Source organism: Rhizobium sp. TRM96647, assembly GCF_025780115.1.
Taxonomy (GTDB): Bacteria; Pseudomonadota; Alphaproteobacteria; order Rhizobiales; family Rhizobiaceae; genus Mycoplana.
Window position 1 is genome coordinate 73,446 of record NZ_JAOXHF010000004.1, and the last position, 12,917, is coordinate 86,362.

General features: G+C 68.0%; 11 protein-coding genes. 5 read left to right on the forward strand and 6 right to left on the reverse strand.

Annotated elements, in window-relative coordinates; translation table 11 throughout:
• Window positions 1-38: 38 nt before the first annotated feature.
• Together OCK02_RS08855 and OCK02_RS08860 are read right to left on the reverse strand one after the other, a co-directional pair.
• Window positions 39-1,835, reverse strand: a complete 1,797-nt coding sequence (locus tag OCK02_RS08855) for an alpha/beta hydrolase (RefSeq protein ID WP_263812740.1) — start codon at window positions 1,833-1,835, stop codon at window positions 39-41.
• Window positions 1,836-1,910: 75 nt separating this feature from the next.
• Window positions 1,911-2,810, reverse strand: coding sequence for a glycosyltransferase family 2 protein (locus tag OCK02_RS08860; protein ID WP_263812741.1), 900 nt, complete (start codon window positions 2,808-2,810; stop codon window positions 1,911-1,913).
• 183 nt (window positions 2,811-2,993) lie between these two features.
• Between OCK02_RS08860 and recF the strand changes: the two genes are divergently transcribed.
• Window positions 2,994-4,118: a DNA replication/repair protein RecF gene (gene recF, locus OCK02_RS08865; RefSeq protein WP_263812742.1), complete on the forward strand. Its 1,125-nt coding sequence runs from the start codon at window positions 2,994-2,996 to the stop codon at window positions 4,116-4,118.
• Window positions 4,119-4,138: 20 nt separating this feature from the next.
• Window positions 4,139-4,906 (forward strand): molybdopterin-synthase adenylyltransferase MoeB, encoded by a 768-nt coding sequence (gene moeB / locus OCK02_RS08870; RefSeq protein WP_263812743.1) that lies wholly within the window; start codon window positions 4,139-4,141, stop codon window positions 4,904-4,906.
• 10 nt (window positions 4,907-4,916) lie between these two features.
• On the opposite strand, the gene OCK02_RS08875 is transcribed toward moeB, so the two are convergent.
• A complete protein-coding gene (locus OCK02_RS08875; protein WP_263812744.1) occupies window positions 4,917-5,921 on the reverse strand; it encodes a 2-hydroxyacid dehydrogenase in 1,005 nt (334 codons plus the stop codon).
• Between the two features lie 181 nt (window positions 5,922-6,102).
• Between OCK02_RS08875 and OCK02_RS08880 the strand changes: the two genes are divergently transcribed.
• Window positions 6,103-6,645: an SH3 domain-containing protein gene (locus OCK02_RS08880; RefSeq protein ID WP_263812745.1), complete on the forward strand. Its 543-nt coding sequence runs from the start codon at window positions 6,103-6,105 to the stop codon at window positions 6,643-6,645.
• 10 nt (window positions 6,646-6,655) lie between these two features.
• Here OCK02_RS08880 and OCK02_RS08885 read toward each other — a convergent pair whose 3' ends face one another.
• Window positions 6,656-7,648 carry an adenosine kinase gene (locus OCK02_RS08885; RefSeq protein WP_263812746.1) on the reverse strand — a complete coding sequence of 331 codons (993 nt, stop codon included), beginning with the start codon at window positions 7,646-7,648 and terminating at the stop codon, window positions 6,656-6,658.
• Window positions 7,649-7,760: 112 nt separating this feature from the next.
• On the reverse strand, window positions 7,761-8,330 hold the full coding sequence (gene efp, locus OCK02_RS08890; RefSeq protein WP_230807882.1) for an elongation factor P: 570 nt from the start codon (window positions 8,328-8,330) through the stop codon (window positions 7,761-7,763).
• A gap of 146 nt (window positions 8,331-8,476) precedes the next feature.
• Here efp and epmA point away from each other — a divergent pair, with 146 nt between their 5' ends.
• Together epmA and OCK02_RS08900 are read left to right on the forward strand one after the other, a co-directional pair.
• Window positions 8,477-9,541 (forward strand): EF-P lysine aminoacylase EpmA, encoded by a 1,065-nt coding sequence (epmA, locus tag OCK02_RS08895; protein WP_263812747.1) that lies wholly within the window; start codon window positions 8,477-8,479, stop codon window positions 9,539-9,541.
• Window positions 9,538-10,611, forward strand: a complete 1,074-nt coding sequence (locus OCK02_RS08900) for a lysine-2,3-aminomutase-like protein (protein WP_263812748.1) — start codon at window positions 9,538-9,540, stop codon at window positions 10,609-10,611. Before epmA ends, OCK02_RS08900 begins: the two co-directional genes overlap by 4 nt.
• A gap of 82 nt (window positions 10,612-10,693) precedes the next feature.
• Here OCK02_RS08900 and OCK02_RS08905 read toward each other — a convergent pair whose 3' ends face one another.
• Window positions 10,694-12,778 (reverse strand): methyl-accepting chemotaxis protein, encoded by a 2,085-nt coding sequence (locus OCK02_RS08905; RefSeq protein WP_318530128.1) that lies wholly within the window; start codon window positions 12,776-12,778, stop codon window positions 10,694-10,696.
• Window positions 12,779-12,917 lie beyond the last annotated feature (139 nt).

Sequence of the window (12,917 nt, forward strand, 5' to 3'; positions counted from 1 at the left end):
GAGATCGACCGGCTCTGTCGCAACGTTCCTCGCGTCGCTCAGTCGGCGGCGAGCGCTGCCTCGAGAATCCGCTGTTGCAGGAGAGCCCTGGCGGCGGGCGGCGACAGGTTGTGGTCGGCATCGGGGACGATCTCGACCGTGACATTCGCAAACGCCTTCATGCCGGATCCGTCGGCCCCGAAATAGGCGTGGTAGCGCTCCAGCCCCACGTCGGTGTCGCTATAGATCAGCCGCACCGGCACGCGCCGTTCGGCGAGCGAGCGGAAGGCCGAAAGCACCGCCTGCCGCAGCCGGCCGTATTTCGACAGGCAGCCCAGCGGGCCCGGCGCCATCAGCGCGACCCGACGGCCGAGTTGCTTGCCGATATTGGCTGCGGCACGCCGGAGATCGATCTGGCCCAAAGCCAGCCGACGCAAGGTGTCCAGCCGCAACGCCCGCTTGCGATAGTCGCCGAGCGAGCGCGGATTGTACCGCAGCGCCGCATCGACCTCTTCGTCCCGGTCCCACACGAAGGTGAAGGGATTGACGGCGACGACGCTCCGGCAGCGCGGCTCGTCGATGGCGCTCTGGAAGGCGAGGTAGGCACCACTGCATCGTCCGGCAAGGACGGCGGGCGTCAGCTGCCGCGCGGCCATCAGGTCGAAGGCGGCGCGCACGTCGTCTCTCTGTCCCTCGGAAAAGAGCACCTGCCCCGCCGCACCGTCCACCGGCGGGCTGTCGCCGACATTGGCGGCGTCGAACCGGAGGGACGCAACGCCCTGCCGCGCGAGGAGCCGAGCTGTGTCCACGGTCGAGCGCGCCCACCCGGCGTGCCGGTCATAGGCGGTGCCGAGCAGGATCACGGCGGCGCCGCGCCGCGGACCGGCCGGCCGGCAGAGGATGCCGGACAGTCGGCCGGCCGGCCCGAACCGCAGCGACTCTTCGGCAAAGCCGTCGCCTTCCAGAACGGCCGGGGGCGGCGCAAGCTGCGGCCCGCGCGCAGGCCCGGCCGCGGCCGCCAGCGTTCCGACCCATTCGGTGACGTGCTGCATGACCGTTTCGGGCTGGATGGCGAGCGTGGGGTTGGAGACGAGTTCGTCATAGCCGAGATAAGGCTTCCGGCAGACCGCGGCACCCAGCTCTTCCAGCCGTGCGGCGAGGGCCGCTTCATTGTCCCGCGCCGGCCGGTGCACCATCAGGATCGATCCGGCCGGCGCGGCATCGGTGGCCTGAAGGTTGATTGCACGCACCGCGGCTGCCACGTCGTCCGGCATGACGAGGCCCGCGACCGATGTCTTCCCCGTCAGACGCTGCTCCTCGGTCAGCCCGAGGCCGTCATCCACCATCTTCGACCAGGCGGAAAGCTCGCGCAGATAGAAGCGTCCGCTGACCACCGGTGCCATCAGCACCGTTGCCTCGACCGCCCCGAGCTGCCGCCCGAAAAGGATCGAGAACGTCGCTCCCAGCCCCTGCCCGACAAGGATCAGCCGTCTCGCGCCGGAGAGCATGCGCAGTTCGGCGGCGGCGACCCCGATCGCCTTTTGCCAGACGGGCAGGCCGCCGGAAAATTCCATCGGGTCGAGCGAATCGCCCGTGCCGGGATAGTCGAAGCGCAGGCTCGCGATCCCGAGGCCGGCGAAGCCTTCGGCAAGTTCCCGCCAGAGCTTGCGCGTGCACATTTCCTCGAAGCCCCAGGGGCTGAGGAAGAGCGCGGCACAGTCGGACGGCGTCGTACCCGCCATCGACGGCGTGAAGAGGCCGACGGTCCCGGCAAAGCAGACGGGCAGAGCGGCCGATCCGGGCGCCCAGGAGGCGCTTCCGGCGGCGTCCACCGCAAGGTCGTTTGTCCGCAACATGGTCGTCGCTCCGCTGGCCGGCAGCCGTTATCCGTCACAGCCGCAACCGCCGGTCACGACCCCAAGGTGCAGACCCTAGCTTTCAACCCTTAAGATATCCTGCCGGAGCCCGGCCGCCTTTCGCCAGCCGTCCCAGCGGCCGGCCAGGATCTGCTGCGATCGCCGTGCCATCGCCGGGCGGCCGGTCAGCGCGTAGATGCTCATGCCCGCGAGCGGCCGCAGGAGACGCGGCAGGAAACCGGAAAGACCGAAGCCGTGCTTGCGCATCACATAGCCGAGACCGGCGCTGTAGCAGCGGATCTTGGCGATGTTCGCCGGAACGGTCTGGTCGGTCATGTCCTCGGGATGGTGGCCCGCGAGCATCGGGTCGTATCGGCCGGCCAGGCCGCGCTCCAGCAGCGTCAGCACGAAGTCCTGCACCTCGTAGGCGCCCCATGGCGTGCCCGAGCCCGGCCCGATCCTCTCATCGAACCCGCCGGCAGCCGTGAAGTCGTCCTTGCGCACCGTCAGCATCCATTCGATCAGCGTCGTCCAGACGTTGCCGCGCCGGATCCGCACCGGGTGGCTCTCGAACGTGCCCATGATCGTCTGTCCCACTGCATTGGTGGCGCGGCCGCAATGAAAATCGGCGGGCGTGGCTTCGGTCACCTGCCGGTAGCGTTCCAGAAGATCGTCCGGATACCAGCAATCGTCGTCCGGAAACATCAGCCATTCGCCGCGCGCCATGGAGGCGCCGAGGTTGCGGGCCCGGCAGACGCCCTTCCTCGGTGTCCTGACGTGGACGATCTCGAGGCTTTCGGCATGCTGCGCGATCGGGCCCAGCACGCGGTCGTCGCTGTTCTGGTCGACGATGATGACCTCGAAGCCGGAGATCGTCTGTGCCGCGAGCGAGGCCAAAAGCCGCGCCAGTTCGTCCGAACGGCCGAGCGTGGCAACTACAAGCGAGAGACGGAATGATGGTTCGTTTGGCGACATGGCGTTCCTGGGGGTGGACCGGCCCCAACAGGCGGCGGATACGGCCGCGACATTGTCCCGATGAGGCGTTAAGGCCCGGTGAACGCAACCGGAGCGATCCCCGGGAACGGGTCGCATTCGACGGGCGGGCCTTGCCTTGGCGCCCGCTTCGGCATAGCTCTCTGGCGAAAGATCCGGATCCCGATGCCTCACAAGGTCACCCTTTTCAGTCTGAAGCTGCACGATTTTCGCAACTATGCGTCAGTCGCGCTCGGGCTCGACGGTCGCCATGTCGTGCTGACCGGCGCGAACGGCGCCGGCAAGACGAACCTGATGGAGGCGGTCTCCTTCCTGACCCCCGGCCGCGGCCTCAGGCGCGCCTCCTATGCCGACGTCGCGCGCGAGGGGGCGCCGGGAGGCTTCAGCGTCTTCGCGGCGATCGACGGCATGCAGGGCGAGGTCGAGATCGGCACCGGCACGGAGGCGGGCGAGGAGGGCCAGTCGCGCCGTCTCAGGCTGAACGGAACCGCGGCCCGGTCGGTCGACGAGCTTCTGGACCATCTGCGCGTCGTCTGGCTGACGCCGTCCATGGACGGGCTCTTCACCGGTGCATCCTCGGACCGCCGCCGCTTTCTCGATCGTCTCGTCCTTTCGCTCGATCCCGAACATGGTCGCAGGGCGGCGGATTTCGAAAAGGCCATGCGCGGCCGCAACCGGCTGCTCTCTGAGCCGCGGCCCGATGCGCGCTGGCTGGACGGGCTGGAGCTTCAGATGGCAGAGCTCGGCGTCGCCATGGCACTGGCGCGGCGCGAACTCGTGGGCCTCCTCGCCGACCTCGTCGAGGCGTCGCGCGACGAGGGGCCGTTCCCCACTTCGACGATGGCGCTCACCGGGTTTCTCGACGACATGCTCGATCGGCCAGCCTACGAGATCGAGGAGATCTATGCCGCCACCCTGCGCGACGGCCGTTTTCGCGACGCGGCCGCCGGCCGGACGCTGGACGGACCACATAGGGTCGACCTCATGATCCGGCACCGCGAGAAGGACATGGACGCGGCGCGTTGCTCGACCGGAGAGCAGAAGGCGCTCCTGGTCGGCATCGTCCTCGCCCATGCGGGGCTCGTCGCCGGCATGACGGGACATGCGCCCGTCCTGCTGCTGGACGAGATTTCCGCCCATCTCGACGAAGGCCGCAGGGCGGCGCTGTTCGATCGCGTGGATGCGCTCGGCGGCCAGGCCTTCATGACCGGGACCGATCGTGCCATGTTCGAAGCTCTCGGCGATCGCGCCCGCTTCCTGACGGTGGAAAACGGCACGATCGCCAGATAGGCAACTGGCGGAGATCGCGCGTGACGACCGAAGAACAACCCCTGGGACCCGACGAGATCGAGCGCTACCGGCGCCACATCGTGCTGGCCGAGATCGGCGGCGCGGGTCAGCAGAAGCTGAAGAATGCCGCCGTTCTGGTGATCGGCGCCGGCGGTCTCGGCGCGCCGGTCCTGCAATATCTCGCCGCCGCCGGCGTCGGGCATATCGGCATCGTCGACGACGACACCGTGTCGCTGTCGAACCTGCAGCGGCAGGTGATCCACGGCACCGGCGCCATCGGTCGCAGCAAGATCGAAAGTGCGGCTTCCGCGATCGCCGCGATCAATCCGCATGTCCGCGTGACGGGTTTCGGCACACGCTTCTCTCTCGAGTCGGCCCCAGGCCTGCTCGCGGACTTCGATCTTTTGATCGACGGCTCCGACAATTTCGAGACCCGCTATGCCGCAGCCGACGCGGCGGAAACGGCGCGCCTGCCGCTCGTCACCGGAGCGGTCGGCCGCTTCGACGGCTCGCTGACGGTGCTGAAGCCGTGGGAGACCGACGCGGACGGGCGGCAGAACCCCGGCTACCGCGATCTCTTCCCCGCGCCGCCGCCACCGGGCGTCGTCCCCTCCTGCGCCGAGGCCGGCATCGTCGGCGCCCTGACCGGCGTCGTCGGCACGTTGATGGCGATGGAAGCGATCAAGCTCGTCACTGGCTCCGGCGAGCCGCTCGTCGGCCGGCTCATGCTCTATGACGGCCTGGCGGCGCGCTTCGAGGTGATGCGCTATCGGCGCCGCAGCCGTTAAGCAGGCTGCTTCAGGTCCGGCCCGGCAGCACCCGGTCCGGCGGGCGATGACCGTCGAAGAAGGTGCGGATGTTGATCACGACCTTCTCGCCCATGTCGATCCGGCCCTCCAGGGTCGCAGAGCCCATGTGCGGCAGGAGCACCACCTTGCCTTCGGTCGCAAGCCTGACGAGCTTCGGGTTCACCGCCGGCTCGTGCTCGAACACGTCGAGCCCGGCGCCTGCGATCTTGCCTTCGCGCAGGGACTTGATCAGCGCCGCCTCGTCGATGATGCCGCCGCGCGCGGTGTTGACGATGTAGCTGGACGGCTGCATCAGCGCCAGCCGCCGGGCCGAAAGCAGGTGGTAGGTCGCCGGCGTCGAGGGGCAGTTGACCGAGACGATGTCGACGCGCGCCAGCATCTGGTCGAGGCTGTCCCAGTAGGTCGCCTCCAGCGCTTCCTCCGTCGCCAGACTGACGCGGTGGCGGTTGTGGTAGTGGATGGAGAGCCCGAAGGCCTTGGCGCGGCGGGCCACCGCGGTGCCGATCCGGCCCATGCCGACAATGCCGAGCCGCTTGCCCCAGATCCGGTGGCCGAGCATCCATGTCGGCGACCAGCCTGCCCATTCGCCCTTGCGGTCGGTCAGGAGATGGGCGCCCTCGGCAAGCCGGCGCGGCACGGCGAGAATGAGCGCCATCGTCATGTCGGCCGTGTCCTCGGTCAGGACGTTCGGGGTGTTGGTGACGGTGATGCCGCGGCGCGCCGCAGCGTCGATGTCGATATGGTCGACGCCGTTCGAGAAGCTGGCGATGAGCTTCAGCTGCGGCCCGGCCTGTTCGATGAGGGCCGCGTCGATCCGGTCGGTCACGGTCGGCACCAGCACGTCATGCGTCTTGACCGCGGCGACGAGCTCCGGCTGCGTGCGCGGAGTGTCCTCGATGTTGAGCTCGGCGTCGAACAATTCGCGCATGCGCGTTTCCACCACGTCCGGCAGGCGGCGTGTCAGATAGACCTTCGGTTTTTTCTTGTTCGTCATGGTCCGATCGGCGTCCTGTTGACGGGTCCTTAACCAAGATAGGCAAGACTTGCTTCATCAAGGGCATTTTCTACCAGACCCCGTCGCGAAGACAATCCGCTCTGAAAGCCGGACTTGCGAATTGCCAGGTCCGGCAGGGTCCGGTTGCCGGATGCCCGCAAGTTTTTGAGTGGAACACGTCATGCATCGCTTACCCATCCGCGTTTGCACCATAGCGCTTGCCGCCCTGACCTTGCTGGCTTCCCAAGGCGTTCCCGCAGCCTTCGCCCAGGCGGCGAAGGGGCCGAGCGGGCTTCCGCTGCCGCGCTTCGTCAGCCTGAAGGCAAAGAGCGTCAATCTGCGCGTCGGTCCCAGCGTCGACTACGCGGTCGCCTGGCGCTACCTGAAATCCGGGGTGCCGGTCGAGATCATCCAGGAATACGACAACTGGCGGCGCGTCCGCGATGCCGACGGCACCGAAGGCTGGGTCAACCAGGCGCTTCTGTCCGGCGAGCGCACGGCGGTGACGGCACCCTGGATGCGCGGCAAGGGCGCGGACATCTACGTCAACATGCGCCGCGAAGCGCAGTCCTCCAGCACGATCGTCGCCAAGCTCGAACCCGGCGTCGTCGTCAAGGTCGGGGAATGCAACGGGGACTGGTGCCGCGCCGAGGTGGACGGCACCGAGGGCTGGGTGGCCCAGATCGAGATCTGGGGCGCCTATCCCGGCGAGGCCTTCAAGTAGGCGACGAGGCTCAGGCGAGCCCGGCCTCCACCGCCGCTTCGGCGAGCGAGGCCATCGGGCGCGGCCCGATCTGCTCGATGACGATCCCGGCCGCGAGGCTGCCGAGCTTGCCGCAGTCCTCCAGCGAGCGCCCTTGCGTGTAGCCGTGGAGAAACCCGGCCGCATAGAGGTCGCCGGCGCCGGTGGTGTCCACCACCCGCTCGACATGCGAGGCATGGACCCGGGTCCGCTCGCCCCCCTGCAGGATCACCGAACCTTCCTCGCTCATGGTGACGATGGCGAGGCGGCAGTCCCGGGCGATCATCTGAAGCGCGTGCTCGAAATCCTCTGTCTCGTAGAGCGCCAGCGCCTCGGCCCGGTTGGCAAAGACGATGTCGACGGTGCCCGAGCGCATCAGCTCGAGGAATTCGTCGCGGTATCGATGAACGCAAAAGCTGTCCGACAGCGTCATCGATACTTCGCGGCCGTTCGCATGGGCAATGCGGGCGCAGGCGCGGATCGCCTCCTTCGCCCGCGGTGGATCCCAGAGATAGCCTTCGAAATAGGTGACCTTGGAGGCGGCGACCACGGCCTCCTCGACGTCTTCCGGGCCGAGCTCGACGCAGGCGCCGAGATAGGTGTTCATCGAGCGCTCGCCATCGGCGGTGACGAAGATCATCGAGCGCGCGGTCGGCGGAAAGCCGTCGAGCGGCCGGGTTGCGAAATGGACGCCCTGGGCGTGGATGTCGTGGGTGAAGATCTCGCCCAGCTGGTCCCTGGCGACCTTGCCGAAATAGGCCGCGCGCCCGCCGAAGCTGGCGATCCCGGCGGCCGTGTTGCCCGCGCTCCCGCCGGAGGCCTCGACAGCCGGACCCATCCGCGAATAGAGCAGTTCGGCGCGCTCGGCATCGATGAGGTTCATCGCGCCCTTGATGATGGCATTGTCGGTGAGGAAGCCGTCTTCGCAACGGGCGATGATGTCGACGATGGCGTTGCCGACCGTCAGCACGTCGAATTGGGTCATGCGGTATCAGATCCGTCTCGTTGGGGGTAGAGCCGGGTACCGGTCATAGCGGATTTTCGACGGATTGTAAGGGGTGCCGCCCGATCGGCCCGGCCGGGCGGCGCAAATCGCGTCAGTCCTTGGCGCGCTCGACGTAGGAGCCGTCTTCGGTGGCGATGACGACGCGGGTGCCGGCCTGGATGTGCGGCGGCACGAGCGTGCGCAGGCCGTTGGAAAGCATGGCCGGCTTGTAGGACGAGGAGGCCGTCTGGCCCTTGACGACCGGTTCGGTCTCGGTGATCTCGAGGACCACGTTGCGCGGCAGGTCCAGCGCGATCGCCACGCCTTCGTGCGTCGACAGGATCACGGCCATGCCTTCCTGGAGATAGGCCTTGGCATCGCCGACGTCGTCGGCCGACATGGTCAGCTGGTCGTAGCTTTCCGGATTCATGAAGTGGAAGCCGTCGCCGTCCTCGTAGAGGAAGGTGTGCTCGCGGTCCTCGACATGGGCGCGCTCCACCTGTTCGGTGGTGCGGTAGCGCTCGGAGACCTTCACCCCGTCGGAGATGCGGCGCATGTCGACCTGCGTGACCGGCGTGCCCTTGCCCGGGTGGAAGTTCTGTGCCGTCAGAACCACGTAGAGTTTTCCGTCGACGTCGAGCACGTTGCCCTTGCGGACGGAAGAAGCGATGATCTTTGCCATAAGTCTTCCTTGTATCTGGAGCGACCGCGTCGTAGAGGACCCAGCAAGTGTCATCCCCGGGCCGCCGGAAAGCGGGATCGGGCCGCAACTACCCTAAATTCCGGAAAAAGGCCAGCGCGTCCGCCGGAATCTGATAGAAACTTGCCATGACCGCGAGCACGCCCGCACCGTCTCCCTGGTGGACGCCAGACGTCCATGCCGACCGTCGCCCGTTCCTTATCGCGCGCAACCGCATCCAGGCCGCGCTGAGGGACTATTTCGCCGAGCGCGCCTTTGTCGAAGTCGACACCGCGACGTTGCAGGTCTCGCCCGGAAACGAGGCGCACCTGCATGCTTTCGGTACCGCGGCAATCGGCCATTCGGGAACCGCGACACAGCTCTACCTGCACACTTCGCCCGAGTTCGCCTGCAAGAAACTGCTCGCCGCCGGCGAGGAACGGATCGCCTGTTTCGCCCATGTCTACCGCAATCGCGAGCGGGGCCCGCTGCACCATCCGGAATTCACCATGCTCGAATGGTACCGGGCGGGGGAAGGCTACGAGGAACTGATGCGCGATTGCGCCGCCATCCTGGCGCTTGCCGCGCGGACGGCGGGGACGCAGCGCCTTTCCTGGCGCGGCCGCGACTGCGATCCCTTTGCCGAGCCCGAGCGGCTGACCGTGGCGGCCGCCTTCGAGCGCCATGCCGGCCTCGACCTTATGGCGACCATCGGTCCCGACGGGGCGACCGATCGCGAGGTCCTGGCGACGGCGATGGGCCGGGCCGGCATGCGCGTGGCACCCGACGATACCTGGGCCGACCTGTTCAGCCGCGTGCTGGTGGAGCGGGTGGAGCCCAATCTCGGTTTCGGCAGGGCGACGGTGCTTTGCGAATATCCCACAGCCGAGGCGGCGCTGGCGCGCCCGGCGCCGCACGATCCCCGCGTCGCCGAACGTTTCGAACTCTATGCCTGCGGCGTCGAGCTCGCCAATGCCTTCGGCGAACTCACGGACGCCGCCGAGCAGCGTCGCCGGTTCGGACTGGAGATGGCGGAAAAGCAGCGGGTCTACGGCGAGACCTATCCGCTCGACGAGGAGTTTCTCGCAGCGCTGCGGATCATGCCCGAAGCGAGCGGCATCGCGCTCGGCTTTGATCGCCTGGTGATGCTGGCGACGGGAGCGGCGCGCATCGACCAGGTCATCTGGGCGCCGGTCGCGGAGACCGCGCCATGAGCATGCCAAGAACGCTGCGTTCGGTGCAGGAACTGGTGGAGGCCGGCCTGCTGCCGCCGGGAGCCGAACATTCGCAAACGGCCCGGGTCGGCGAGCGCTATGCGGTTGCGCTGACGCCGGCGGTCGCGGCCATGATCGACCGGCAAGACCCGCACGATCCGATCGCGCTGCAGTTCGTCCCCGACGCATCCGAACTCCTTGTCCACCCCGAGGAACGGGCCGATCCGATCGGCGACCTCGCCCACAGCCCGGTGGAGGGCATCGTCCATCGCTACCCCGACCGGGTGTTGCTCAAGGCGGTGCATGTCTGTCCGGTCTATTGCCGCTTCTGCTTCCGCCGCGAGATGGTCGGACCGTCGGGGCTCGGGACGCTCACGCCCGAACAGCTCGACGCGGCCATCGCCTATATCGCCGCGCGGCAGGAGATCTGGGAGGTGATCCTCACCGGCGGCGATCCGCTGGTCCTGTCCGCCCGCCGCCTTCGCGAGATCATGGAGCGGCTGGCGGCCATCGGCCACGTCAAGGTCGTCCGCTTCCATACCCGCGTGCCCGTGGTCGAGCCCGATCGCGTCGATGCCGCGCTGATCGATGCCTTGAAAGCGTCGGGCAAGACGACCTATGTCGCGCTGCACGCCAACCATCCGCGCGAACTGACGCCGCAGGCGCGTGCGGCCTGCGCCCGGCTGGTCGACGCCGGGATCGCGATGATCAGCCAGACGGTGCTCCTGAAGGGCGTCAACGATGATGCCGACGTGCTGGCCGCCCTGATGCGCGCCTTTGTCGAGAACCGCATCCGACCCTACTATCTGCATCACCCCGATCTCGCGCCGGGCACCAGCCATTTCCGCCTGGGCCTCGCCGAGGGCAAGGCGCTGGTGGCGCAGTTGCGCGGCCGCATTTCCGGCCTCTGCCAGCCGACCTATATCCTCGACATCCCGGGAGGCCACGGAAAGGTTCCCGTGCTGTCCGACGCCGTCCGCGAAAGCGACGACGGCTGCTTCCGCATCCGCGATTTCCGCGGCGGCGAGCATCGCTATCCGCCCGACGCCGACGCGCCGGCGAAGGGCTGACGGAAGGAAACGCCGAAGGCTGACGAGGTCGCGGAGTCAGGTCCCGCGAAGACGTCCTCTCCTTGCCTGGAGGCGGGGGCGATCAGAATTCTTCCCAGTCCCCGTCCCTGGTTTCCGCCTGCCTTGCGCCGAGCGCTCCAGCCAGCTTCTGGTTCAACAGATGCGCCGGCGAGGTGACCGCCCGCGATACCTTGCTCGCAGGCTTCACGTTCCACTGGCCGGCCGACTTCCGCGGCAACTGGGAAACGACGCCGCCCGCGGAGGTGCGCGACTTGCTGGCCTGTGTGCTTGCGGGCAGCGACGCGGAAGGCGACGGGCTTGTGGCGGTCTCGGCTCCGGGCAGCGCATGCATCTGCGACCCGCCCGACGCCTGCCCGAGCGACGTGCCGACGTTGAAGCGGCCGATCAGCGCGTTGAGCGCCTGCACGTCGCTTGCCAGCCCGTGGCTGGCCGCCGTCGTTTCCTCGACCATGGCGGCGTTCTGCTGGGTGCCCTGGTCCATGTTTCCGACGGCCGTGTTGATCTCGGAGAGGCCGAGCGCCTGTTCGCGGGCCGCCTGGACGATCGCCTGGACGTGCCCGTTGATCTCCTCGACCTCGACGACGATCGTCTCCAGCGCCTTGCCGGTGTCGCCGACGAGCGCCACGCCGTTGCGCACCTGGTTGCTGGAGGTGGTGATCAGCGCCTTGATCTCGTGTGCGGCCTTGGCGGAGCGCTGCGCCAGTTCGCGCACCTCCTGCGCCACCACGGCGAAGCCCTTGCCCGCCTCGCCCGCGCGCGCGGCCTCGACGCCGGCGTTCAAGGCCAGGAGGTTGGTCTGGAAGGCGATCTCGTCGATGACGCCGATGATGTTGCCGATCTCGCCGGAGGATTGTTCGATCTGCTGCATGGCGGAGATGGCGCGACGCACCACCTCGCCCGACTTTTCCGCACCGGCACGGGTATGCCCGACGAGTTCGCCGGCCTCCTCGGCGCGGCGGGTGGAATCGCGCACGGTCGTGGTGATCTGGTCCAGGGCTGCGGCCGTTTCCTCCACCGAGGCGGCCTGCTGTTCGGTGCGGCGCGCGAGCGCGTCGGCGGCGGTGCGGATCTCGCGGGCGCCGGAATCGATCGCCCGCGCATTGTCGCCGACCTCGCAGAGCGCTTCCCGCAGGCGCGCGACCGAGGTGTTGAAATCCTGCCGCAGCCGGTCGAGCTCGCCGTCGAACGGCGTATCGATGGCGCAGGTCATGTCGCCGCCGGCAAGCCGGCCGAGTGCCTCGCCGAGCGATACGACCGCGGCTTCCACCTTGCCGGTCTCGCGGTTGCGTTCGGCGTCGCGGGCCATGCGTTCGGCTTCGGTGCTGGCGCGGTCGGACGCGGCCTGGCGCTCCAGGCGCAGGCGTTCGCCGGCATTGTCGCGGAAGATGGCGACGGCCGCCGCCATCTCGCCGATCTCGTCGCGGCGCTCCGCGTGCGGGATTTCCTGGTGGATGTCGCCGTCGGCCACCTTCTTCATGGCAGCGGCGATGCCGTCCAGCGGGCGCACGACGCGCCGGTGGACGACGAAGATCGCAGCGATCGCGAGGCCGACCGACAGAGCGAGCGAGGCGATCGTCAGCTGATAGGCGGAATCCTGCTCGGCCTGCGCGGCGTCGATGGCCTGCGCCGTCAGCGACTGGTTGGTGGCGACGAGGCTCTTCAGGCCGGCATCGATCGTGTCGGCGTGCTGCTTCATCGGGCCGTGGAAGATCTCCAGCGCCGGCCCCTTGGCGGCGATGGCGGAAAACTGCTTCAGCTTCTCGGATTCGGCCAGATAGGCCGCCAGGCTGTCCTTGATGCCGGCGACCGCGCCTGCCGCGACCGGATCGCCCGACACGGCGCTCGCATAGGCGTCGATGCGCTGGTTCAGCACCGCGGCGTCGTCGGCGATCCGCTTTTCGATCGCCGTCAGCTCGTCCGGATCCATCGAGAGGAGGTGTTCGGAAAAGGTGCCGCCGAGGACGGAGAAGTCATTGCTGATCTGCAGGATCTCGCTCATCTGGGGCATGCGCTCCTGCCCGATGCGCTCGAACTGGCCGGTGATCGTCGACAGCGACCTGAAGGCAACCGCGCCCTGTAGCCCGCCGAGCAGCACCATCAGGACGAAGAGGGCGGGAAGGAGCCTGCTGATCTTGATGCTGCGCATTGTTCAAACACCCGGGCTGTGGATTTCGACCTCGACTGACGTGGGGTGAACTCTAGTTCCGGCCCTTTAACACAGGCTTAAATTGCGCCGTCAAAAGCCACGGCTTGCGGGCCGGTTTTCCGCACCCTACATCGAGCGC